At 64.7% G+C, this 21,623-nt stretch carries 18 protein-coding genes; 10 read left to right on the top strand and 8 right to left on the bottom strand.

Annotated features, from left to right (window positions below; genetic code table 11):
- The first annotated feature begins 308 nt into the window (after window positions 1-308).
- The 4 genes from R3C13_RS09070 (at window position 309) to R3C13_RS09055 (ending at window position 5,363) form a co-directional block, all read left to right on the top strand.
- Window positions 309-1,520: an RtcB family protein gene (locus tag R3C13_RS09070; RefSeq protein WP_371310490.1), complete on the top strand. Its 1,212-nt coding sequence runs from the start codon at window positions 309-311 to the stop codon at window positions 1,518-1,520.
- A 404-nt stretch (window positions 1,521-1,924) separates the two neighbouring features.
- Window positions 1,925-2,986, top strand: a complete 1,062-nt coding sequence (locus R3C13_RS09065) for a hypothetical protein (RefSeq protein ID WP_371310489.1) — start codon at window positions 1,925-1,927, stop codon at window positions 2,984-2,986.
- A 132-nt stretch (window positions 2,987-3,118) separates the two neighbouring features.
- Window positions 3,119-4,699: an amino acid permease gene (locus R3C13_RS09060; protein ID WP_371310488.1), complete on the top strand. Its 1,581-nt coding sequence runs from the start codon at window positions 3,119-3,121 to the stop codon at window positions 4,697-4,699.
- Window positions 4,700-4,769: 70 nt separating this feature from the next.
- Window positions 4,770-5,363, top strand: coding sequence for an HD domain-containing protein (locus R3C13_RS09055; RefSeq protein WP_371310487.1), 594 nt, complete (start codon window positions 4,770-4,772; stop codon window positions 5,361-5,363).
- 12 nt (window positions 5,364-5,375) lie between these two features.
- Here the strand turns inward: R3C13_RS09055 and R3C13_RS09050 are convergent, their stop codons facing one another.
- Window positions 5,376-5,771, bottom strand: coding sequence for a Kazal-type serine protease inhibitor family protein (locus tag R3C13_RS09050; RefSeq protein ID WP_371310486.1), 396 nt, complete (start codon window positions 5,769-5,771; stop codon window positions 5,376-5,378).
- Window positions 5,772-5,838: 67 nt separating this feature from the next.
- On the bottom strand, window positions 5,839-6,762 hold the full coding sequence (locus R3C13_RS09045) for an SDR family NAD(P)-dependent oxidoreductase (protein WP_371310485.1): 924 nt from the start codon (window positions 6,760-6,762) through the stop codon (window positions 5,839-5,841).
- Between the two features lie 152 nt (window positions 6,763-6,914).
- On the opposite strand from R3C13_RS09045, the gene R3C13_RS09040 reads away from it, so the two are divergent.
- Window positions 6,915-7,283, top strand: coding sequence for a VOC family protein (locus R3C13_RS09040; RefSeq protein WP_371310484.1), 369 nt, complete (start codon window positions 6,915-6,917; stop codon window positions 7,281-7,283).
- Window positions 7,284-7,418: 135 nt separating this feature from the next.
- Here the strand turns inward: R3C13_RS09040 and R3C13_RS09035 are convergent, their stop codons facing one another.
- The 3 genes from R3C13_RS09035 to R3C13_RS09025 all read right to left on the bottom strand — a co-directional run bounded on the left by R3C13_RS09035 (window position 7,419) and on the right by R3C13_RS09025 (window position 11,120).
- Window positions 7,419-8,255 carry a hypothetical protein gene (locus R3C13_RS09035; RefSeq protein ID WP_371310483.1) on the bottom strand — a complete coding sequence of 279 codons (837 nt, stop codon included), beginning with the start codon at window positions 8,253-8,255 and terminating at the stop codon, window positions 7,419-7,421.
- A gap of 81 nt (window positions 8,256-8,336) precedes the next feature.
- Window positions 8,337-9,869, bottom strand: a complete 1,533-nt coding sequence (locus R3C13_RS09030) for a S10 family peptidase (protein ID WP_371310482.1) — start codon at window positions 9,867-9,869, stop codon at window positions 8,337-8,339.
- A gap of 72 nt (window positions 9,870-9,941) precedes the next feature.
- Window positions 9,942-11,120: a hypothetical protein gene (locus R3C13_RS09025; RefSeq protein ID WP_371310481.1), complete on the bottom strand. Its 1,179-nt coding sequence runs from the start codon at window positions 11,118-11,120 to the stop codon at window positions 9,942-9,944.
- Between the two features lie 168 nt (window positions 11,121-11,288).
- Here R3C13_RS09025 and R3C13_RS09020 point away from each other — a divergent pair, with 168 nt between their 5' ends.
- From R3C13_RS09020 to R3C13_RS09010, 3 genes are all read left to right on the top strand, one after another.
- The gene (locus R3C13_RS09020) at window positions 11,289-12,587 is read left to right on the top strand and encodes a NupC/NupG family nucleoside CNT transporter (protein ID WP_371310480.1); all 1,299 of its coding nucleotides are present in this window, start codon (window positions 11,289-11,291) and stop codon (window positions 12,585-12,587) included.
- A 101-nt stretch (window positions 12,588-12,688) separates the two neighbouring features.
- Window positions 12,689-14,758 carry a TonB-dependent receptor gene (locus R3C13_RS09015; RefSeq protein WP_371310479.1) on the top strand — a complete coding sequence of 690 codons (2,070 nt, stop codon included), beginning with the start codon at window positions 12,689-12,691 and terminating at the stop codon, window positions 14,756-14,758.
- A 24-nt stretch (window positions 14,759-14,782) separates the two neighbouring features.
- Window positions 14,783-15,397: a glutathione S-transferase family protein gene (locus R3C13_RS09010; protein ID WP_371310478.1), complete on the top strand. Its 615-nt coding sequence runs from the start codon at window positions 14,783-14,785 to the stop codon at window positions 15,395-15,397.
- On the opposite strand, the gene R3C13_RS09005 is transcribed toward R3C13_RS09010, so the two are convergent.
- The gene (locus R3C13_RS09005) at window positions 15,394-16,398 is read right to left on the bottom strand and encodes an MsnO8 family LLM class oxidoreductase (RefSeq protein ID WP_371310477.1); all 1,005 of its coding nucleotides are present in this window, start codon (window positions 16,396-16,398) and stop codon (window positions 15,394-15,396) included. The two genes, R3C13_RS09010 and R3C13_RS09005, sit on opposite strands and share 4 nt — an antisense overlap.
- On the opposite strand from R3C13_RS09005, the gene R3C13_RS09000 reads away from it, so the two are divergent.
- Window positions 16,388-19,138 (top strand): M1 family aminopeptidase, encoded by a 2,751-nt coding sequence (locus tag R3C13_RS09000; protein ID WP_371310476.1) that lies wholly within the window; start codon window positions 16,388-16,390, stop codon window positions 19,136-19,138. The two genes, R3C13_RS09005 and R3C13_RS09000, sit on opposite strands and share 11 nt — an antisense overlap.
- On the opposite strand, the gene R3C13_RS08995 is transcribed toward R3C13_RS09000, so the two are convergent.
- Entirely contained in the window at window positions 19,135-19,923 is a 789-nt protein-coding gene (locus R3C13_RS08995; protein ID WP_371310475.1) for an SDR family NAD(P)-dependent oxidoreductase, read from the bottom strand. The two genes, R3C13_RS09000 and R3C13_RS08995, sit on opposite strands and share 4 nt — an antisense overlap.
- Window positions 19,920-20,351, bottom strand: a complete 432-nt coding sequence (locus tag R3C13_RS08990) for a PaaI family thioesterase (protein ID WP_371310474.1) — start codon at window positions 20,349-20,351, stop codon at window positions 19,920-19,922. Before R3C13_RS08990 ends, R3C13_RS08995 begins: the two co-directional genes overlap by 4 nt.
- A gap of 111 nt (window positions 20,352-20,462) precedes the next feature.
- Between R3C13_RS08990 and R3C13_RS08985 the strand changes: the two genes are divergently transcribed.
- Entirely contained in the window at window positions 20,463-21,623 is a 1,161-nt protein-coding gene (locus R3C13_RS08985) for an acyl-CoA dehydrogenase family protein (protein WP_371310473.1), read from the top strand.

Raw genomic sequence — 21,623 nt, 5'->3', positions numbered from 1 at the left:
CCGGGGTTTTTCGTTTTTGCTGTTGACGGACCAATCCCTTTCCATCATACGGCGCCTCCATTCAGCAACGGAGAGGCCCGATGTCTTATCGGTTCCCAAATCAGCCAAGGAAGGATGCGGCCCTGGAACAGGGGTTCGCACGAATCCGCATGGAGGTTGCTGGATAGGGCTGATGGTCAGCCCGTGACCCGAAAGGGTCATCTGTCGCCCTCCGCGCGTTTCGCCCGGAGGGTTTTTTCTTGTCTGAACCTGATGGGGCCGCGCGGAGGGCTGGACGAGGAGGAGCCTGCGGAGGCAGGCTGAGTAAGATGAGCGAGTTTGAAGTTTTCGAAACCTTCGCCGGTGGCCGCATCAAGGCCTGGGTGAAAGGCGTGCCGGTGGAAGATGCCGCGCGCGAGCAGCTGGAGAATGTCGCCGGCCTGCCGTTCGTGCATTCGCACCTTGCCGTGATGCCGGACGTGCATTTCGGGCGCGGGGCGACGGTTGGTTCCGTCATCCCGACGAAGGGCGCGATCATTCCGGCTGCTGTCGGTGTCGACATCGGTTGCGGCATGATGGCGGTGCGCACGAGCCTCACGGCCAGCCAGCTGCCGGACAGCCTGTCGGCCGTCCGCAGTGAGATCGAGCGGAAGGTTCCGGTCGGCAATGGTCCGGGCGGAAATCACAAGGACGCCCCGGCGCGCGCATCCTCCGCGTTGCGCAAGTCTGGGCTCGAAGAGCGTCTGGAACTGATCACGGGAAAGCACAAGCGCATCCAGCGCACGGCTTTTGCGAAACAGCTTGGGACGCTCGGTGGTGGCAACCACTTCATCGAGCTTTGCCTCGACGAGGCGGATCGCGTCTGGGTGATGCTGCATTCCGGCTCGCGCGGCACGGGCAACATCCTCGGCACCTATTTCATCCAGGAAGCCCGCGAGGCCCTGGAGAAGCGGGTGCTCGGCTACCATGTGCCGGACAAGGATCTCGCTTTCTTTATGGAAGGCGAGGAGTTGTTCGACGACTATGTCATGGCTGTCGGCTGGGCGCAGGACTATGCGCGCCTCAACCGCGAAGTGATGATGGACCGTGTACTGATCGCCCTGCGCGATCTGATGCCGGCCTTTACGCTGGACCGGATGGCGGTGAACTGCCACCACAATTATGTGGAGCAGGAGCACCATTTCGGCGCGAATGTCTGGGTTACCCGCAAAGGCGCGGTCAGCGCGAAAGCGGGCGAACTGGGCATCATTCCAGGCTCGATGGGGGCTAAATCCTTCATCGTGCGCGGGAAGGGCAATGTGGACTCGTTCTGCTCGTGCTCGCACGGGGCAGGACGCACCATGTCCCGCTCCGAAGCCAAGCGGACCTTTACGCTGGACGACCACCTCGCCGCCACGGTGGGCGTGGAATGCCGCAAGGATGCCGGCGTCATCGACGAAACGCCGATGGCCTACAAGGACATCGACGCCGTCATGGCGGCGCAAAGCGACCTCGTGGAAATTGTCCACACGCTGAAGCAGGTTGTGTGCGTGAAGGGGTGAGCCCTGTTTGCCCAACGGGCAACGCATCGCTCCAGCGGAGCGATGCGAGGGGCGAACGCCTCACCGCCACGCGGTGAGGCAGGGAACGCCAAGCCGCTCCGCGGCGCGGCAGGCCCAGGGAAATTATCGAAACATCCTTGACTTGCCCCGCAATCATCCGCTATCTGCCACATCTTCGCCGTAAGCCCTCTGCATACGGAAGGCTTGCGGCACCCCCGCACAAGAACCCCAATGGAAGCGCATATGAAGCAGAGTATTACATCGCATACCTGCTCCCTACGACTAAGGGGAGCGCGTCACGCGTCCCCCGCGCTTTTGCCGGTGGGCGTCTGACCTCTCGCACATAATTCAGTTGTTCAAAGGCTGTCCCTTCAGCTGGCGGACGATATGGAAGGAGGTGGATCATGGGCAACCCCATGACCCGGCGCCTCGTGCAGCCACATGGCCGCATGGGCGCACCTACGCCCCTGCTGCGCTTCATTGCGGGCGGGCATGCGGACCTGATTGCGGCCGGATGGCCGGCGCCCCACACAGGCTTCTTCGCCCTGCCGACGGCCCGTCGCCATGCTGCGGCAATCCTGCTGAGCCGCGGCAACGGACCCGATGAAGCGGTGTATGCCGCCGAGCGGGCCCGCGATCCGGATGTCGCCCGTCTCCTGATGGGCGGCCATGCGCCGGGCGGCCTGATGAAGGCGCTCGGACGTCTCGGCGAACCGCTGTGGGAGAATGCCGACTACGATTTGCTGCTCGACCTGTTCGCACAGGAAGAGACCGCGCTCGTCATTCGGCACACGGAGGACATCCGGGCCCCGCGCCTCAGGATGATCGGCATTCTGCCGGCCGTCTTGCGCGTGCAGGGGATCCTGATGCACGTGCCGGAAAATGTGGCGGCAACCGAAGACCTCGCAGAGGCTTTCCGGCTCGCTGTCCGCATCCATGGTGAGAAAGCTGGTCCGGGCATCGCCCGCCGGTGGGAACGTGCCGGCAATCCGCAGCGTCTGTTCGACATGGCGGCGGAAGACCTGCAGCCCGTCGCGTTCGGCGCGCTGCTGCCGCCGCCCGTCCTGCCGCCGGCCTTTTTCCGGGTCGACGACCGCAAGACGCTGGTCAAAGTCGCGCTGGAATTCCGCAACTGCCTGCGGGACTTCACCAGCGACCTCGCCAATGGCCGCATGGCCGTCTACGTCCTGCGCGACGGGGCGGAGCGGGCGGCCATCGCCCTGCGTCAGGATCCGGCCGGCTGGCGTCTCGCCGAAGCGCTCGGTCCGCACAATGAAGACCTGAAGGATGAGACCCTTCGGTTCATCATTGATGCGGTCGAGCGGGCGGGCGGGCGCACCGGCGAGGCGACCTGGGCTGTCGCAAACCGGCTGCACGACCATGTCTGCCGGAATTGCGGCCCGCCCCATGTGCCCCGCCGGGAAACCTGGCGTGACCGGCTCGCGCTGGGCACGCTCTGGGATTGATACCCCGGCGCTGCCCCGCAGCAGGCTGACCCCTCCCTGGCAACAGGGAGGGGTTTTTCCTTATGGGCCGCTTGTTTGCGCCGGAATTGCGGTTACGCTCTGGCCGGGTCAACGGAGCTGGAGCCCCATTCCATGTTGTTAGACCGCATCAAGCCACTCGACGCCATCCTTGCGACCGCCGAGAAAAAGTCCCTTCACCGGTCCCTTGGGGCCTTCCACCTGACCATGCTGGGCATCGGTGCCATCATCGGCACGGGCATTTTCGTGCTGACGGCCGCCGCGGCGCAAAAGGCCGGGCCGGGCATGATGTTCTCCTTCATGATCGCGGGCTTTGTCTGCGCGGTTGCGGCGCTCTGCTATTCGGAACTCGCCTCCATGGTGCCGGTTTCGGGCTCTGCCTACACCTACACCTATGCGGTGATGGGGGAGCTGCTGGCCTGGATGGTCGGCTGGGCGCTGATCCTCGAATACGCGGTGGCGGCTTCGGCCGTGTGTGTCGGCTGGTCCGGCTATGTGATGGGCCTTGTCGAGAATCTGACAGGATTTGCCTTGCCCACTGCACTCAGTAGCGGCCCCGCATGGGGCCTCGATGGGTTTATCCCGACTGTCGATTTCAGCCATGGTGTGGTGAACCTGCCGGCGATCGTCGTGGCGGCGGTCGTCACCTGGCTCCTGGTCATCGGCACCAGTGAGAGCGCGACCGTCAACGCCGTGCTCGTGGCGATCAAGGTCACGGCGTTGACCGCCTTCATCGTGCTCAGCCTGCCGATCCTGAAAGGCGAGAATTTCACGCCGCTGATGCCGACCGGTTTCCTTGGCCATCATGGCATGGGCGTGGTCGGTGCCGCGGCGACGATCTTCTTTGCTTATGTCGGCTTCGATGCGGTTTCGACCGCGGCGGAAGAGACCAAGAACCCGCAACGCAACGTGCCCATCGGTCTCATCGGATCGCTGGCCGTCTGTACGGTGTTCTACTTCCTGGTCGCCGCCGGCGTTATCGGCACGGTCGGGGCTCAGCCGCTGCGCGATGCGGCGGGGACTATCCTGCCGCCGGATGGCGCGGCATTTGCCGCACGCTGCGCGGAACTTGCCCAGCTCGGCGAGGCACCGATCGTGTGCTCGAATGAGGCGCTGGCGGAAACCCTGCGCATCATCGGTTTCCCGGCGATTGGAAACCTTGTGGGCCTCGCCGCCTCGATCGCCCTGCCATCGGTGATCCTGATGATGATCTACGGCCAGACGCGCATCTTCTTCGTCATGGCGCGCGACGGCCTGCTTCCGGAGAAACTTGCCGACGTGCACCCCAAATTCAAGACGCCCTGGAAGATGACCATTTTCACCGGCATCTGCGTCGCGATTGCCGGCGCCTTTTTCCCGGTCGGGCAGCTGGCGGACATCTCCAACTCCGGCACGCTGTTCGCCTTCTTCATGGTGGCGATTGCGGTGCTGGTGCTGCGCCGGACGGACCCGGACCGCTACCGCCCGTTCCGCACGCCGCTGGTCTGGGTGATTGCGCCGATTGCGGCGCTCGGCTGTCTCGGGCTTTATCTGAACCTGCCATTGCTGGCGAAAATGGTGCTGCCGGTCTGGGGCTCCATCGGGCTCGTGATCTATTTCCTCTACAGCCGCAAGCACAGCCATGTCGGCCGCGGCCTGATCGAGGTGCACGAGGAAGATCCGGACGTGCCGCCCAGTGCTGTGCCGCCAATCTGATCCGTATAAGGATTTTGAACATAAGGGCGACGGACTATCCCGAAGCTCGCAACATAAGGGAGGAAATAAAATGGCAGACGGACACGCCACCGGCGAACGCGCCAAATTCCGGGAAATGCTGGAAGGCACAAAGGAAGACTGGGAGATCATCGCGGAGAATTCCCGCATCTTCAACAAGGGGCTCGCAAAACGGGTGCTTGATCACCTGCGCCTGCTGGACGGGGATTTCGGCGGCTTCCCCATCGACCGGCTGCAGCATTCCCTGCAGACCGCGACCCGCGCCCATCGTGATGGCCGGGACGAGGAATATGTCGTCTGCGCCCTGCTGCACGACATCGGCGACACGCTCGGCAGCATGAACCATCCGGACGTTGCCGCTGCGATCCTCAAGCCGTTCGTGTCCGAGGCAAACCTCTGGATGGTCGCCAATCACGGCGCGTTCCAGGGCTATTATTTCTTCGAGTATCTCGGCCTCGACAAGAACATGCGCGAGCAATTCAAGGACAGCCCGCACTATCAGCGCTGCGCCGAGTTCTGCCACAAATACGATCAGGCGGCCTTCGATCCGGACTATGAAAGCGAACCGCTCGAATTCTTCGAGCCGATGGTCGAGCGTGTCTTCTCGAAGCCGAAAAATTCGATGTACCTGCGCAAGCAGGAATAGTCCGCCGGCGGATCAGCTTCCGCTCGGTTCGCACTCGCCTTTGAAGTCGACGCTGACACCGGCGCCAAGCGCTTCGCACTTGTTGCCATAGGTCTCGCCGTCGCATCCGCAGACCGGCATCCATTCCTTGGTGCAGATCATCGGCTTCTGCATGCAGGTGCCCGCGCCGTCGGCGACGGAGTGGCAGACGCCGTCTTCCATGATACAGGCGAGGCCGTCTTCGCAGGCGATGGCCGCGATGCCGCCGCACATTTCGCCTTCACCGGCGGTGAGCCTTGCAGGCGCCGCGGGCATGTCCGGCGCTTCGGCGACGGACTCCGAAGCGGCGTCGACGGCCGCGCCGGGTTTCTGGAACCAGGCACAACCGGTCACAAGAGTCAGAGAGAGGGCAAGGGCGATGAGGCGCATGGCATGTCTCCTTTCGGGAGACCAAGCCTGCGCCTCACTCGCCTATTTGGCAAGTCCCGGCCGGGGCTCAGCCTTTGGCTTTGCCTTCGGCCACCAGCGAGAACATGTTGGCGCCGTGCTGGCCGCCGGAGGTGAACGCGTCCAGCGTCTTGCTGGTGTCGGTGATCTCGCCCCACTTGGCGGCGACGGCTTCAGCGGTCAGTTCCTCGCCCTGGCCGACATAGGCGCCGTGGGTTTCCACGATGCGGGCCATGGAGAAGGCACCGGCGCCGGCCGACAGGATCATGCCGGTCGGAGCGTCGTCCTTGACGAGGTTCATCACGCCCGGCGTGACATATTCCGGCTTCAGCTGCTCAAGGGCTTCCGGCGGCATCAGCCCCTCGGTCATCCGGGTTGCGGCGACCGGGCAGACGGCGTTGATCTTGATGTCGTTCTTGGCGCCCTCGATCTTCAGCGTGTTCATCATGCCGACCACGCCCAGCTTGCCGGCGCCGTAGTTGGCCTGGCCGAAATTGCCGTAAAGGCCGGTGGAGGAGGTGGTCACGACGATCCGGCCGTAATTCTGTTCCTTCATGATGTTCCAGGCGGCGTGAACCGGCAGGAAGGTGCCGCGCAGGTGGACGGCGAGGACGAGGTCGATGTCCTGGGTGGTCATCTTGGAGAACGACTTGTCGCGCAGGATGCCGGCATTGGCGATGATGATGTCGATACGGCCCCATTTGGCCATCGTGTCATCGATCATCTTCTTCACGCCGGCCTCGTCGGCAACGGACGAGCCATTGGCGATGGCTTCGCCGCCCAGGGCCTCGATTTCCTTGACGACGGCCTCGGCTGCGGCCGAGCTGCCGCCCGAGCCGTCCATGGAGGCGCCGAGATCGTTGATGACAACTTTCGCGCCGCGGCGGGCAAGCTCAAGCGCGTGGCATCGGCCAAGGCCGCCGCCGGCACCGGTGACGATGGCAACGCGGCCGTCAAAGCGGATATCGGACATGGGAAATCACTCCTGAAAACTGTTGCAAAACGGGTGGCCGTGACAGACCAGACGCTCACGTAAACGTCAAGCGTCTCCCCTGCGTCATCTCTTGCGCGCCTCGCCGCGGCATGTTTGCGTTCCCGTGAAGCTGGCCCAAGGAGGAAACGCCCATGCTCGCCTATGTGACGCTCGGAACCAATAACAAGGAAAAGGCCGTGGCCTTCTATGACGCCGTGCTCGGCGAAATGGGCGCCAAGCGCGTGTTCAATAATGACCGCCTGCAGTTCTACGGCGTTTCGATGGGCCAGCCCATGCTCGCCATCGGCGACCCGTGGGACAAGGGCTCGGCTTCCTGCGGCAATGGCGTCATGCCGGCGCTCGCCGTTGACAGCCGCGAGATGGTCGACAAAGTCTATGCCAAGGCCATGGAACTCGGCGCCCCGGACGAAGGTGCCCCCGGCGAACGCATGCCCACCTTCTATGGCGCCTACTTCCGCGACCCCGACGGCAACAAGATCTGCGTCTGCAAACTGGGCTGAGCCGGCTGGTGAATGGAATGAAGCAGCCCCCGGTCTGCGAGGATCGGGGGCTCTTATTTGTGCCAGGCCGGAAATTCCGTTCCGCGTTCGTGAGTAATCGGTCGGAGTATTTGCCCCCGCCTCGGGCTGACTCAATCAAGGCGCAAAGCAGCGCACGAGGGTATCTTCCCGGAGGCCATTGATGCTTTCTCCTTCGAGGTCGGTCAGGAAGAACAGGATCGATGACTGTCCATTGTCGGCCGCCCAGAACGAGCGGCCATCCTCGATGGTCTTTTCAATGTCCCGCAAGAATGTTCCCAAGGCTTCCGGATCGGCCCAGTCATGGTTGACTTTGGCCTCCACGACGCGCCGGCGGCCATTCAGCAGGTAGCGGATTTCGCAGGTCGGGGCGTTGATGTCGAAATTGTCCGACAATTCGGTGATAATGTCCGGCTGACCGGTCGTTCGCAGAATGGCCGACAAGGCGCGGGCATAGTCCCCGGCGTCGCTCAGGCATTCCATGTCGAAATTCCAGCCCCGATCGCAAAAATTGCGCCCCCACGGCGCTTCTTCCACTTCGCTGCCATACATGAAGAGAATGAGGTTGTACGGATCTTTTTCATATTCCGTGCGCGGCCAGGAATGCAGCAGTTCCTCGATCGTCCGGCCGGGATTCATCATCAGGCCCGCAGCCTTCAGCGCATCAATCTGCACTTCCACCGGGATTGACGGGCCACGCCAGGCGCCCGGCGCATTTTCGTCGACGGGGTAATGTTGCTGCGAGTCCGGATGCTTTGTTTGCTTCGGCAAAGACACATCCGGTGTGTTCCATTGCTTCCAGGCCTGCCAGGCGCAGAAGGCGGCGCCCGCCGCAAAGACAAGCGCCAGCCACCAGCCGGACGCGTCTGCCTTCGGGCCAAGCGCGATGGAGAGCGCAAGATAGCCGATAAACAGAGAAGAAAGGCCCGAAACCAAAGCAAGAAAGCGCGTCATGGCTTGGGTCTCTTCATGGCGTCACGCGGGAATCAATGACGAACTTTCAGGGATCCGGCAAACGCAAAATCTGCATGCCTTTTAATCCGGCCGCGCGTCCTGCAGCTGCCCGGCATAAAATGTCCTTATGTCCGACATCAGAGCAAGCCGCGCCCCTTCGTTCAGGTACATCATGTGGCCGCCCTGGTAATAGGTCATGGCCACGCGATCCTGCGGGATGCCGTAGCGGGCGAAGGTGATCTCCGCGTCGAAGAAGGGGCAAATCATGTCGTAATAGCCGTTCGCCACCATGACGTTGAGGCCAGTATTGCGCCGCATCGCCGTGGTCAGCTGGCGGCCGACATTCAGGTAATGCGGTTCCCAGAATTCGCCCTCCGGCACGTCGCGGAAGTCCCATTGCTCGCCCGCCGCATCGCTGGACACCATGTAGGGCCGGTCCATGTCGACGGCGAGATCGGTGGCGAGATACTGGTTCATCAGCGCCGAATAGGCGGAGCCGACGGCATAGCTCGACACGTCCGCCACTGGCGTTTCGGCAATGTCGTCGGCCTCATCTCCCAGATACCGACCGTCCAGCCGGCCGAGCGCGACGCCCTGGTCGCGCAGCAATTCCTTCTGAAAGCGTGGCATCAGCACACGGAGGTTCGACGTCTCGATATAGTCCGCATCGAGTCCGGTAAAATAGACGAGCCGGTCGAGGATGTGCGCCCGTTCGGCTTCGCTCAGCCGGTCGCCCTTCCACAGGGCCGGGCCGTATTCGTCGCGCGCGAAGGCGCGTGCCGCCGCCAGGAACTCCGCCTGCGGAATGCCTTGCCCGGCCTTGCCATGATACTGCGCCGCCGCCGCCATCGAGGGCAGGTAGGTGACATAGGAATAGACATTGTCGTGGACCGAGGTGGAGCCTTCATAGTCAAGCGCCTGCGAAATCAGGACGAGGCCGTTCAGCGCGATGTCCACGTCCCCCGTCGTCAGCTGTTTCGCGACATAGGCCGCCCGCGTCGTGCCGAAGCTTTCGCCGACAATGTATTTCGGCGCGTTCCAGCGCTTGTGCCTGGTGATCCAGATGCGGATGAAATCGGAGATCGAGCCGCCATCGCCCGCCTCGTTCCAGTAATCCTTGTCTTTCCCTTCGCCGATGGCGCGGCTGAAGCCGGTGCCGACCGGGTCGATGAAGACAAGATCGGTCACGTCGAGCAGAGACTCCGGATTGTCGACCATGCGATACGGCGCCGCGCCATCATCGGCGTCCGCCTCGCTCGCCACCACCACGCGCTTCGGCCCGAGCAGGCCCATATGCAGCCAGACCGACGCCGAGCCCGGCCCGCCATTGAATACGAACGTCACCGGCCGGTCGCTGCCCGCCTTGTCGGCGACATAGGAAATCGTGAACAGGCTGGCGGCGGGCTTGTCGTCCTCGCCATCAAGGTAAGTCTCCCCGGCCTCCACCGTGTAAGCAATCTTGGCGCCGCCGAAGGTGCCGGTGTGCTTGCTGGTGAACATGACCGGATCCGGGACCGGCCTTGCTTCCGCTTCCTTGGCCGGTTCTTCAGCCGGCGTGTCGGCAAGGGCGGGCAAGGCTGTCATCACCATCAGTGCCGCGAGAAGGGTCCGCATCGACATATCGTATCCTGTTTCCTGAAACCTGCGCCTAGCTAGCGCCCAGTTCCCGCCAGCGTCAAATCACCGTCACGGCGTGCCCGCGACGCGGATTGACTGAGGGGCGGCGTATTCCCCGTTCTTCGTCCAGGCTTCCAGCCTGTAGTCCCCCGGCGGCAACATCAGCGGCAACACCTCGCCGGGGCGCAGCAGCAGCCGGTCCTCCGGCACCGTTCCGGCCGGTTCGCCCACGCGCCGGGCCTCGACGATAAGGGGCAGGCGCGACGTCTGGAAGGCGTCGGGCATGTCGACCGCCACATCGCCCGCCCGCCGCCGCCAGTCAGGGCGCCCCCGCTTCCATGGCTCGGCCGGATGCCCCACCAGGAAATCCGGCGCCTCGACCAGACCCGCCACGCCGCCGAAGGGCCGCATCGCGACGCTTGCGCCGGGCCGCCCGGCACAATCCGCCTGCACCACGGACAGCGCCTTGATCCCCGCCCGGTCCCGCAGCCGTCCAGCGAGGGCCACCGCGGCGGCCGGGCTGCGCGTCTGCACGATCACGCGCGCATCGGGGTGTTGCTGGAACACTTGCACGTAGAGATTGTCCGCCCGGATTTCGGCATCCATCCCGCCCTGTTCAGCCATGGGCAGGCGCGCGACCTGTAGCGCCTGCGTCGCGGTCGGCTCAAAGCTCACCACGCGCAGGCCCGCCGCCTTTGCCCGGCGCACCAGCCGCCCGGCCATCGGCTCGCGCAGGGGCAGGCCATCGCTCAGCAGCGGTAAAGCGGCATCCGCCTGCGCCTGCCCGCTGAGGCCGAAACCATCCGGCGCAAACACGCTGAACCCCATCGGTGCCAGCTCCTCTACAAGCTGCGCCAGGAAGGCATGATGCGCGGGCGTGCCGGGATCGTCGGCCACGATCACGGCCTGGTAGGACCGGGCGGTCTCCCTCAGCACCAGCGCCGGATCGACCCATCGCTGCCCGCACCGCGTCAGGGCGGCGGTCTCCTCCGGCTCGATCAGGTCTTCCCGACCCATCTGCGCCAGCATGGCGGCAAACGGCGCACTGCGGCGGGCATCGGCGCCGGCCTCATAGAGGTCCAGCTGGCCTAGCAGCACATTGCGCGCATCCGCGGCAATCGCGGCATCGCTGAGCAGCGCGGTGCGGTCCTCTTCCGTGCGGGGCCGGTCGGTGCCGGACGCGCTGCAGCCAGCCAGTCCCGCCAGCAGGGCGAGCAAGGGCAAGGCAAGGCGCGATGGCGATAACATGCCGAAAGATTGCGGGCAGGGCCGCCGCTACGTCAATCGGACTCTCCTGCCCGGCTTGCGGCGCCCGTGCCACACAGGCGCCCGAGGCGCACCTTGCGGCTTTTCTTCCCGCATTGTCGCGTTTAAGCCTGACAGACTGGAATTTCGGGCATGGGAGCAAGGGCCGGCATGAACATCATGGGTTATGAGTGGGGCTGGGACAATGCCCGCGCGCTGATCGGCATTGCTGTCATCTACGGCTTGTGCTGGGCCTGGTCCGAAAAGCGCAAACTCTTCCCCTGGAAAGTGGTGATCGGCGCGACGCTGCTGCAGTTCGTCTTCGCGCTCATCCTGTTCGGCGTGCCCTTCGTGCGGGGCATCCTGTTCCACGCGAATGACGTGGTCGACGGCCTCCAGAACGCCACCCGCGCCGGCACCGGTTTCGTCTTCGGCTATGTCGGCGACAACCAGGCCGCCGGGGAGCTGATGGACGGCTCGCCGCCGCCGCTCTTCTTCTTCCAGATCCTGCCCATCGTGATCGTCGTGGCCGCGCTTTCGGCTATGCTCTGGCACTGGCGCATCCTTCGCTGGATCACCAATGGCTTCGCCTATATCTTCCAGCGCGCTATGGGCCTTGGCGGGGCAACCTCACTCGCCGTGTCGGCCAACGTGTTCATGGGCATGACCGAGGCGCCGGTGCTGATCCGGCCCTACATCAAGGGCATGACCCGCTCGGAACTGCTCATCATGATGACGGCGGGCTTCGCCACCATCGCGGGCTCGGTGCTGGTCGTCTACGGATCGTTCCTTGAAGGCAAGATGGCCAATCCGCTGGCCCAGCTGCTGACCGCTTCGATCATGGCCGCGCCGGCCGCCGTCGCCGTCGCGCTCACCATGATTCCGGAAACCACGCCCGCAACCGAGCGGATGAAGGAGCCGGACTTCAACTATTCCTCCACCATGGATGCCTTCTCGCGCGGGGCCACCGACGGCCTGCAGATCGTGCTCAACATCACGACCATGCTGATCGCCGCGCTCGCCGTACTCTGGCTCGCCAATGCCGGGCTCGGCCTCCTGCCGGACGTTGCCGGCGCGCCGCTGTCGATCGAGCGGGTGCTCGGCTGGATCTTCGCGCCGCTGATGTACATGGTCGGTGTGCCGATGGACGAGGCGGCGAAATCCGGCTCCCTGATGGGCGTTAAGACCGTGCTGACCGAATTCGTCGCCTTCCTTCAGCTCGCTGAAGTCCCCGTCGATGCGATGGACCCGCGCACGCGGATGATCACTGCCCATGCCGTCTGCGGCTTCGCCAATTTCGGCTCCATGGGCATCCTGATCGGCGGCCTCACCATCATCGAGCCGAGCCGGCGGGACGATTTCCTGTCCCTCTCCTGGCGCACCCTGGTGGCGGGCACCTTTGCGACCTGCCTCTCGGCCGCCGTCGTCGGCGCGCTGCCCTACCAGCTGTTTGCCGGGGCGCATGGCTGATCTGCTGACAAAAGCCTGACACACAGGCGTGACGGACTGGCCCTTGCATACCGCCGCGGCAGGTAAGAAACACGCGGGGCACCTGTTTGGAGGAAGCGCTCATGTCTGGATCCGTCATCCGCGTAGTGCCTGAAAGCGCACGGCGCATCTGCCTCTTATCCGCTCTGACCGGCGTTGCGGTGGCCCTCTGCGTGCCACAGGCGTCTGCTCAGCAGGTTGAAGAGAGTGTGTTGTCGCCGGTGGAAGTCTGGGGCGACCGCTCGGAAGCCGATCCCGGCAGTCGGGCGTTCGTCGATGCCGCACAGATCGACGCCACCGCCGCCGACCATCCCGCCGAAATCCTGAACCAGCTGCCCGGTGTGAACGTGCAGATGAATTCCGGGCAGGAGCATCTCATCGCCATCCGCTCGCCGGTGCTGACCGGCGGGGCCGGGCAGGGAAGTTTCCTCATTCTCGAAAACGGCATCCCCACCCGCTCGCCCGCCTTCGGCAACGTCAATTCGCTGATTGAGCCGCACCACGAAATCGCTGACGCCATCGAAGTGGTGCGCGGGCCGGGCAGTGCGAAATACGGTTCCAACGCCGTGCACGGACTGATCAATGTCATCCTGCCGGAACCGGGCGAAGGCAGCGAGATCCGCGCTTCCTATGGCACGCTTGGCCGCTGGCGTACCGACATGAAGCTGGACGAGGGCCGGCACTGGCTGGTCAACCTGTCCCTGATGAAAGACACCGGCTGGCGCGACTCGACCGGCGTCGACCAGCAGAAACTGTCCGTCGTCGGCAAGTTCAATCCCGGACTCTGGGATGCCACGGTCTGGCTGTCCGGCCAGAACCTCAATCAGGAAACCGGCGGCTATATCGTCGGGGCCGATGCCTACAAGGATGAAGACCTCGCAAAGACCAATGCCAATCCGGATGCCTACCGGGATGCGTGGTCCGTCCGCCTCGGCGCGCGGCTCGAACGGCCGCTGTTCGATGGCACGCTGACGCTCCTGCCCTATGCGCATTCGCAGGCCATGATCTTCTCCCAGCATTTCCTGCCTTACAGCGGGACGGAAAAGAATGCCCACACCGGCGGCGGCCTTATGGCCCGCTTTGAGCAGCCCGTCTCAGATGTGCTGATCTGGCGTATCGGTACCGACCTTGATGTGGCGACCGGGTATCTGAGGGAAATTCAGTCGCGTCCGACCTTCGGCTTCAACCCGGCCAACGACCAGTTCCCGCAAGGCATCCACTACGACTATGACGTGGATACGACCGTCGCGGCGCTCTGGACGGAACTCGAATGGTCCGTGTCCGACACATTCCGCATCCTAGCGGGCCTGCGCGGTGAAAGCCACGATTATGATTACACGACCCGCGCGCCCGCCGGCATCAACGGCCGCTTCAATGTCCCCGCCGACCGCTCGGACTCCTATGACTTCCTGACGCCCAAACTCGGCTTCGTCTGGAGCGCGACGGACACCGTCGAATTCTACGCCAATTATGCCCGTGGCGCGCGCGCCCCGCAGGTGTCGGACCTGTACCGCCTGCAAAGCCTGCAGACCGTCGGCGGCATCGAAACAGAAACGCTCGACAGTGTGGAAGTCGGCGCCCGCGGCGCTGCTCTCGACGGACGCTTCGTCTTCGACCTTGCCGCCTACTGGATGGACAAGGAACACTTCTTCTTCCGCGACTCCAGCGGCCTCAACGTCACCGACGGCTCGACAGAGCACAAGGGTGTGGAACTCGCCGCCGCCTTTGAGTTCACCGATACGCTCACCCTCAGCGGCAATGTCTCCTGGTCCGACCAGACCTACACCTTCGACCGCATCGTCAGCTCCGCCTCAGACACGATCCTTGACGGCAACGAAATCGATACCGCGCCCGAATGGCTCGCCGATGCCCGGCTTGGCTGGCAGGCGACCGACCGGCTCGCCCTGTCGCTCAACCTCGAACATGTCGGGGAATATTTCGCCGATCCCGGCAACCTAAACACCTATCCCGGCCACACGATTTTCGGCGCCCGCGCCGCGTGGGAATGGATGGACAGCACTGAGCTTTGGCTCAACATCCGTAACCTGACGGATGAGCGCTATGCAGACCGGGCCGATGTGTCCTTCGGCAATCCCCGCTATTTCCCCGGCGAGCCCGTCAACGCGACCGTCGGCATAAGCAGAAAATTCTAGCCAGAAAATACCAGGAGGAAGCCCATGAAACTCTATCATAGCCCGCAGGCCCCGAACCCGGACCGGGTGGTCTATTTCCTGCGCGCCAAGGGCAAGCTTGACGAGGTGGATGTCGAGGAAGTCCAGATCATGAAGCTGGAACACCGCACGCCCGAATACCGGGCCATCTCTCCCTATGCGCAGGTGCCCGCACTGGTGCTCGACGACGGCACGCAGATCACCGAAAGCCGCGCCATCTGCACCTATTTCGAAGGCATCTTCCCGGAGCCGAACCTGATGGGCGCCGACCCCAGGGAGAAGGCCCTCATCGAAATGTGGGACCGGCGCGTGGAGCTCATGTTCTTCGTCCAGTTCGCCACATGGTTCCGCAACGCTCACCCGGCCATGGCGCCACTGGAAGTGCCGCAGAGTGCCGAATCCGCCGCCAAGGGCGAGAAGGCGGCGAAGAAGATGGCGGAACGGATCGACGCCCACCTTGCCGATCATGAATTCATGGCCGCGGACCGCTTTTCCATCGCCGACATCACGCTCTATGTCGCCTGCGGCTTCTGCCGCGTGATGAAATGGGCGCCGCACAAGGAACACGCCAATCTCGGCCGCTGGCACGAGGCCATGACGGCGCGGGGCTTTGCCGGCTAAAGCGCCGCCATCGCCTCCTCGATCAGCTGGTAACTCCGGATCCGGTCTTCGATCCGCTCGGCCAGCGTCAGGATGAACAGTTCGTCGGCGGCGTGTTCGGCGGCATAGGCCGCGATGCGCCCGGCAACGTCCGCCCCCGCACCGATCACGCCGCGCCCTTCGGCGGCCGCGAGCGCCTGCGGATCGGCTGCCGCAATCACCGCATCTGCTTCCGTGGACGGAAGGAACGCCCGGAAATCGCCGCCCGCGCGGGCAAGGTTCCACGCAATGGCGGGCTTTGCCAGCTGCCGCGCTTCCGCCTCCGTCTGCGCTGCCAGCGCGACAAGGCCCACCGCGGCATGGGGTACGTCCGCAAAGCGCGACGGCTGGAAGGCCTGCCGGTAGGCGGCGATGGCCGCACCCGCTCCGCCCGGCGCGAGGAAATCCGCAAAGGCGAGCTTCAGCCCCATCGCCCCGGCAAAGGCGGCTGAGGAGGCCGAAGACGACAGCATCCACACATCCGGCCGTTGCCCGCGCGGGCCGACATGAATGCCCGCCGCGCGATGGTCCGCCGGCAGGGGCACCTCGCCGCTCGCATCCAGCAGCCAGTCGAGCAGCATCTGCATCATCGTCGGGAAGGCCTGCACGCCGGGGCCGAGCAGGGCGGCGGAGGCCCGCGGGTCCGCCCCTGTCGCCCGGCCGATGCCCAGCTCCACCCGGCCCAGCGCCAGTGCCGCCAGCGCGCAGAATTGTTCGGCGACCTTCAGCGGCGAATAATTCGGCAGCATCACGCCGCCGGAGCCGACCTTCAGATGCCGCGTCCGCTGGCAGATCGCCGCGATCAGAACTTCCGGCGCCGAACTCGCGAAACTGCGGGCATTATGGTGCTCCTGGACCCAGAAACTGCGCCATCCCCGGCCGTCCAGCGCCTCGGCCAGCGCCAGCGTCGCGGCAAAGGCTTCGGCGGCCGTCTGCCCTTCGAACATGGGCGAGGGGTCGAGGATGGAGAGAATGGGTTTCATGCCCATCCTGATGCGCTATGCATGGGGACAGAGCAAGACAAGGAAGCGATTCATGCGGTATCTGGCGGCCGCCCTCACCCTGCTTATGGCGCTGCCCCTGGCGGCTTGTGCGCCGGACTCGGCCTTCGGGCCGGCGGTGCGCGAAGTGAGCCCTCAACAGCTGCAGGCCGCCGCGCCCGCCGGGCGCCTTTCCGGCGTCGCCCAGCCGGTCGCCTACCGCGCCGAACTGACGATCGACCCGCGCCAGCCCCGTTTCTCCGGCCATGTCGAAATCGACATCAATCTTGAAACCTCCGCTCCCGGCCTCTGGATGCATGGCGACGACCTCAACGTCACCTCCGTCGCGGTCACCGCGGGCGGCGAGACGCGCGAGGCGAGCTGGACCGAGGTGGACCCCACCGGCGTTGTCTGGGTCGGCTTCCCCAACCGCGTTCATGCCGGCGGCATCACGCTCACCATCGACTATGACACCGCGTTCGACGTGAACCTTGCCGGCCTGTTCCGGGTCGAGGAACAGGGCGAGGCCTATGCACTCGCCAAGTCCGAAAGCATCCAGGCGCGCCGCTTCCTGCCGAGCTTCGACGAGCCGGGTTTCAAGGCGCCCTTCGACATGACCTTCATCGTGCCGGCCGGCATGGTCGCCATCGGCAACACGCCCATCTCCCGGCGCGAGCCGGCAGGCTCTGCCTATGAGCGCGTGACCTTCCTGCGGACCCGTCCGCTCTCGACCTATCTCCTGTCGGTCGCGGTCGGCAATTTCGAGCGCGTCGATGCCGGCATCATCCCGCCGAATGAATGGCGCGACTGGCCGGTGCCGCTCACCGGCTACACACGGCAGGGCAAGGGCGAAGACCTCACGACGGCCCTCTTCATCACGCCCGCCATGGTGGAATTCTTCGAGACCTCGCTGCGCCAGCCCTATCCCTATGACAAGCTCGACATCGTCGCCGCGCCGCAATGGCCGTCCGGTGCGACGGAGCTGGCAGCGGCCATCACCTACCGGGAAAGCCGCATTCTTGCCAATTCCAAGTCCGGCGCGCAATTCCTCCGTTCCCTGAAGGGCATTCATGCGCATGAGCTGTCGCATATGTGGTTCGGCGATCTTGTCACGCCGCCATGGTGGAACGATCTCTGGCTGAAGGAAGGCTTTGCCAGCTGGGCCGAGCCGGCCGTCCTGTCCTACCTTGAGCCCGATGGTGGCCACGAAGTCATGGCTGTCGCCGATGCCATCGCCGCCATGCGCCTCGACAGCCTTGCCAGTGCCCGCACCATGAATGAGCCGGTGGACCGCAATGCCGACATCCGCAACGCCTATGACTCGATCACCTACAACAAGGGCCTTGCCGTCCTGAACATGGTGGACCAGTGGTTCGGTCCGGAAGTGTTCCGCCCGGCGCTTGGCGACTATGTCGCCGCTTATGCCGACAAGGCGGCTGACAGCGCGGACTTCTTCAAGGTCATCGGTGAGGTCACGCACAATCCGGACCTCGGCAAGTCGCTTAGCTCCTTCGTGACGCAAAGCGGCGTGCCGCTGCTGGAGGCAAACCTTCAGTGTGCGGAATCCGGCGCGAAAGTGTCGCTGAAGCAGAGCCGCTATCGTCCGCTCGGTTCGTCCATCGATCCAGCCCGGAGCTGGATCATCCCGGTCTGCATTTCCTGGCGCGAGGGCGACAATACCGGGCGCACCTGCAGCCTGATGTCCAGCGAGCGCGCCGTCGTCGCGCTGGATGGCTCCTTCTGTCCCGACGTCTACCATCCGAATGCCGGCGGCACCGGCTATTACCGGTTCGCGCTCGGCGACGAGGGCTGGGCCCGGATGATCCGCGCGCTGCCGCATCTCGATGCCAGCGAAGCGCTGACGGCAATCGACAGCGGCCTTGCCGCGTTTTCGGCCGGGAACCTCGATGCGGCGACGCTGCGCAAGCTGCTCGCCGCCGGGGCGCAGCATGACAGCGCGGTCGTCGCTGGCGCGGTGATCGATGCCTATTCCGGCCTGATGGGGCGGCTTGACGGCGTCGCAGCGGCGACGCTGCGCGCCGATGCGCTGGCCATGTCGGACCTGCTGCGTGCCCGCGTCAGCGGAGAGATGAAGAATGCCGAACTCGAAGCGACGCTCGATGCCTTCGATGCGACCGTGCTGAAGCGGGAAGAAATCCGCGCCCGCCTTGGCCGCGAGATGCGCGCCCTGCTGGCCGATCCGTCGTCGGACGTTGACCTGTCGGGCGATCTCTACGCTGCGGCCCTGTCGGTTGTCCTCGAAGAAGGTGGCATGTCGGCCTATGACCGGGTGTTGGCCGCCTATACCAGCATCGACGACCCTGCCTTCGGGCAGGCAGTTGCCGCAGCCCTCGGTTCGGTGAAGGATCCCGACCAGGCCGCGCGCACCCGCGCCCTGATCGCCAGCGCGGAACTCGGGCCCCGCGAGACCTTCACCCTCGCCGGGGGCCAGATGGCGAATGCCGAGACGCGCGATGCGATGTGGGCGGCGCTCAGCGAGAACTTTCCCGCCTTCCTGAAAGCCATCCCGACGCAGTGGCAGCGCACGACGCCGCGCCTCGCCGCACGCTTCTGCGATGAGGACGGCCTCGACCGGCTGAACGCCCTCTTCGCCGAATACGGATCGCTGGCCGAAGGCCATGAGCGGGCGCTCGCCGAAACGCGCGAGGCGATTACGCTGTGCATGGCCCAGCGCGACGCGACGCAGGCAGACCTCGAGGCGGCCTTCGGTGGCGCGCCCTAGGCGTTCTTTATGGTGAGTCCGCCATCGACCGGGATGAACACACCCGTCATGAAGCTCGCCGCCGGGATGACGCAGGACAGGGTGATGTTCGCCACTTCCTCCGGAATGCCATACCGGCGCAGCGGCACGCGGCGCTTGGCATAGATTTCCTTGTGCTCGTCCGGGATGCCCGCCGTGATCCCCGTCAGGATCGGGCCGGGGCAGATACAGTTGACGGTGATCCCTTCCTTGCCGAGGTCCACGGCAAGGCCGCGTGTGAGGCCGATCACGCCATGTTTCGCCGCCACATAGGGCGAATTGCCCGGCGTCGCGCCGAGGCCTTCGGTCGAGGCCACATTGACGATCCGTCCGTACCCGGCCTTGCGCATATAGGGCAGCGCCGCGCGGATCGCCCGCTGGTGCGCGGTCAGCATCACATTGATGCTCGGCCCCCAGCTGTCCTCATAGCTCTCTTCGGCAATATCCGCCGGAATGGCAAAGCCCGCATTGTTGACGAGGATTTCCAGCCCGCCGAAATGCGCCGCCACCTCGTCCGTCACGCGCTTGATCGCCTCGGCATCGCCGACGTCCAGCGCCCAGCCTTTCACATGCTCGATGCCCGCGGCCCGGATTTCGTCCACCACCGCATCGACGTTCTTCTGCTTGAGGTCCGTCACGGCGACATTCGCCCCTTCGCGCGCGAAGAGATGCGCCGTCGCCCGGCCCATGCCGCTGGCGGCGCCGGTGATGAGGGCCGTCTTGCCTTTGATCGAGCGTGACAGCTCTTGGTAGGGGTGCTGGATCATGGCTGTTTCTTTCGTCTCTTGATCGTTCCGGAAAAATTGAGCACCGGCCGGCCATCATCGGTGCTGACAAGGCCCCGGACGAAGCACAGCGACCGGCCCTGCTGCAGCACCTCGCCGCGCGCCTCCAGCCGTTCGCCTTCGCGCGCACCCGTCAGGAATTCCGCCGTGAAGGCTATCGTCACACCGTATTCGCCTTCCATGGCTTCATGGCCGAGGGCGAACAGGGAATAGTCGGCAAACGTCATCAGGCAGCCGCCATGCACCACGCCCCCGGCATTCAGGTGCTTGCGCTGCGCCCGGAACGCCGCCACCGGCCCGTTCTCGTCGACCCGGAAATAGAACGGCCCGGCTGTCTCATGCTCGAACGGCTCCTCGGCCCAGGTCTTCCACCCGGCAAATTCCCCTGAGTCCACTACGGTTCCCGACACAATTCCGCCCCCTGCAATTTGGCCGGCACGATACCGCACCGTCACCCTTCGACAAGTCTGCCGTTGCGGAATAGAAAGGGCGTTGAGGAACGTATCAGGAGGAGGGCAAGCATGCCATTCGACCAGGAAGTGCGCGACGCGCTGATCGAGCAGGTGCGCCGCTTCGTCACCGAGATCTGCGTGCCGGCCGAGGCCCAGGTTTCCGAGACCGACGAGGTGCCGCAAAGCATCGTCGACGAGATGAAGAATCTCGGCCTGTTCGGCATCGCGGTGCCGGAGGAATATGGCGGCCTGCAGCTGGACATGGAGACCGAGTGCCTTGTCGCCCTTGAACTCGGCCAGACGTCGCCGGCCTTCCGCTCCGTCGCCGGCACCAATATCGGCATCGGGTCGCAGGCGCTCGTCCTGTTCGGCACCGAGGAGCAGAAGCAGCGCTGGCTGCCCGGCGTCGCTTCGGGCGACCTCATCGCCTCCTTCGCCCTGACCGAGCCGGAAGCCGGCTCCGACGCCGCCGGCCTCAAGACCAAAGCCATCCGCGACGGCGACCATTACGTCCTCAACGGCACCAAGCGGTACATCACCAACGCCAACAAGGCCGACATCTTCACCACCATGGCCCGCACCAACCCTGACGAGCCGGGCGCCAAGGGCGTCTCGGCCTTTGTCGTGGAGCGGAACACGCCCGGCGTCTCCGTCGGTGTGCCGGAGAAGAAGATGGGCCAGCAGGGCGCCCATATCTGCGACGTCATCTTCGAGGATGCCCGCGTGCCGGCCGCCAACATGATCGGCAAGGAAGGCGAGGGCTTCAAGGTGGCGATGAGCGTGCTCGACAAGGGCCGCCTGCACATCTCCGCCGTGGCCACGGGCGTCTCGAAACGCCTCATCCGCGAAATGGTCAATTATGCCCTCGAACGCAAGCAGTTCGGCAAGCCGATCATGGAGCACCAGCTGATCCAGGCCATGATCGCCGACAGCCAGGCCGAGACCTATGCCGCCGAGTGCATGATCCTCGACGCCGCGCGCCGCCGCGATGCGGGCGAGGACGTCACCCTGCTCGCCTCCTCCACCAAGCTGTTCGCAACAGAGGCCTCCGGCCGTGTGGCGGACCGGGCGGTGCAGGTCTTCGGCGGCGCCGGCTATGTTGCCGACTATGGCATCGAGCGCTTCTATCGCGATGTGCGCATCTTCCGCCTCTATGAAGGCACCAGCCAGATCCAGCAGATCATCATCGCCCGCGAACTGGCCCGGGCGGCGAAATCAGGAAAGCTTTAG

It is taken from the genome of Hyphomonas sp., from assembly GCF_041398385.1.
GTDB lineage: Bacteria > Pseudomonadota > Alphaproteobacteria > Caulobacterales > Hyphomonadaceae > Hyphomonas.
This window is presented reverse-complemented; position numbering and strand designations above follow the sequence as displayed.

What these genes read in the sequence shown, in the direction of transcription:
- R3C13_RS09015 (WP_371310479.1), top strand. Translation starts at nt 12,689, where the DNA reads ATGTCTGGATCCGTCATCCGCGTAGTGCCTGAAAGCGCACGGCGCATC.
- R3C13_RS09020 (WP_371310480.1), top strand. Translation starts at nt 11,289, where the DNA reads ATGAACATCATGGGTTATGAGTGGGGCTGGGACAATGCCCGCGCGCTG.
- R3C13_RS09030 (WP_371310482.1), bottom strand. Translation starts at nt 9,869, where the DNA reads ATGCGGACCCTTCTCGCGGCACTGATGGTGATGACAGCCTTGCCCGCC.
- R3C13_RS08985 (WP_371310473.1), top strand. Translation starts at nt 20,463, where the DNA reads ATGCCATTCGACCAGGAAGTGCGCGACGCGCTGATCGAGCAGGTGCGC.
- R3C13_RS09055 (WP_371310487.1), top strand. Translation starts at nt 4,770, where the DNA reads ATGGCAGACGGACACGCCACCGGCGAACGCGCCAAATTCCGGGAAATG.
- R3C13_RS09035 (WP_371310483.1), bottom strand. Translation starts at nt 8,255, where the DNA reads ATGACGCGCTTTCTTGCTTTGGTTTCGGGCCTTTCTTCTCTGTTTATC.
- R3C13_RS09060 (WP_371310488.1), top strand. Translation starts at nt 3,119, where the DNA reads ATGTTGTTAGACCGCATCAAGCCACTCGACGCCATCCTTGCGACCGCC.
- R3C13_RS09045 (WP_371310485.1), bottom strand. Translation starts at nt 6,762, where the DNA reads ATGTCCGATATCCGCTTTGACGGCCGCGTTGCCATCGTCACCGGTGCC.
- R3C13_RS09025 (WP_371310481.1), bottom strand. Translation starts at nt 11,120, where the DNA reads ATGTTATCGCCATCGCGCCTTGCCTTGCCCTTGCTCGCCCTGCTGGCG.
- R3C13_RS09040 (WP_371310484.1), top strand. Translation starts at nt 6,915, where the DNA reads ATGCTCGCCTATGTGACGCTCGGAACCAATAACAAGGAAAAGGCCGTG.
- R3C13_RS09010 (WP_371310478.1), top strand. Translation starts at nt 14,783, where the DNA reads ATGAAACTCTATCATAGCCCGCAGGCCCCGAACCCGGACCGGGTGGTC.
- R3C13_RS08995 (WP_371310475.1), bottom strand. Translation starts at nt 19,923, where the DNA reads ATGATCCAGCACCCCTACCAAGAGCTGTCACGCTCGATCAAAGGCAAG.
- R3C13_RS09050 (WP_371310486.1), bottom strand. Translation starts at nt 5,771, where the DNA reads ATGCGCCTCATCGCCCTTGCCCTCTCTCTGACTCTTGTGACCGGTTGT.
- R3C13_RS09005 (WP_371310477.1), bottom strand. Translation starts at nt 16,398, where the DNA reads ATGAAACCCATTCTCTCCATCCTCGACCCCTCGCCCATGTTCGAAGGG.
- R3C13_RS09000 (WP_371310476.1), top strand. Translation starts at nt 16,388, where the DNA reads ATGGGTTTCATGCCCATCCTGATGCGCTATGCATGGGGACAGAGCAAG.
- R3C13_RS09065 (WP_371310489.1), top strand. Translation starts at nt 1,925, where the DNA reads ATGGGCAACCCCATGACCCGGCGCCTCGTGCAGCCACATGGCCGCATG.
- R3C13_RS09070 (WP_371310490.1), top strand. Translation starts at nt 309, where the DNA reads ATGAGCGAGTTTGAAGTTTTCGAAACCTTCGCCGGTGGCCGCATCAAG.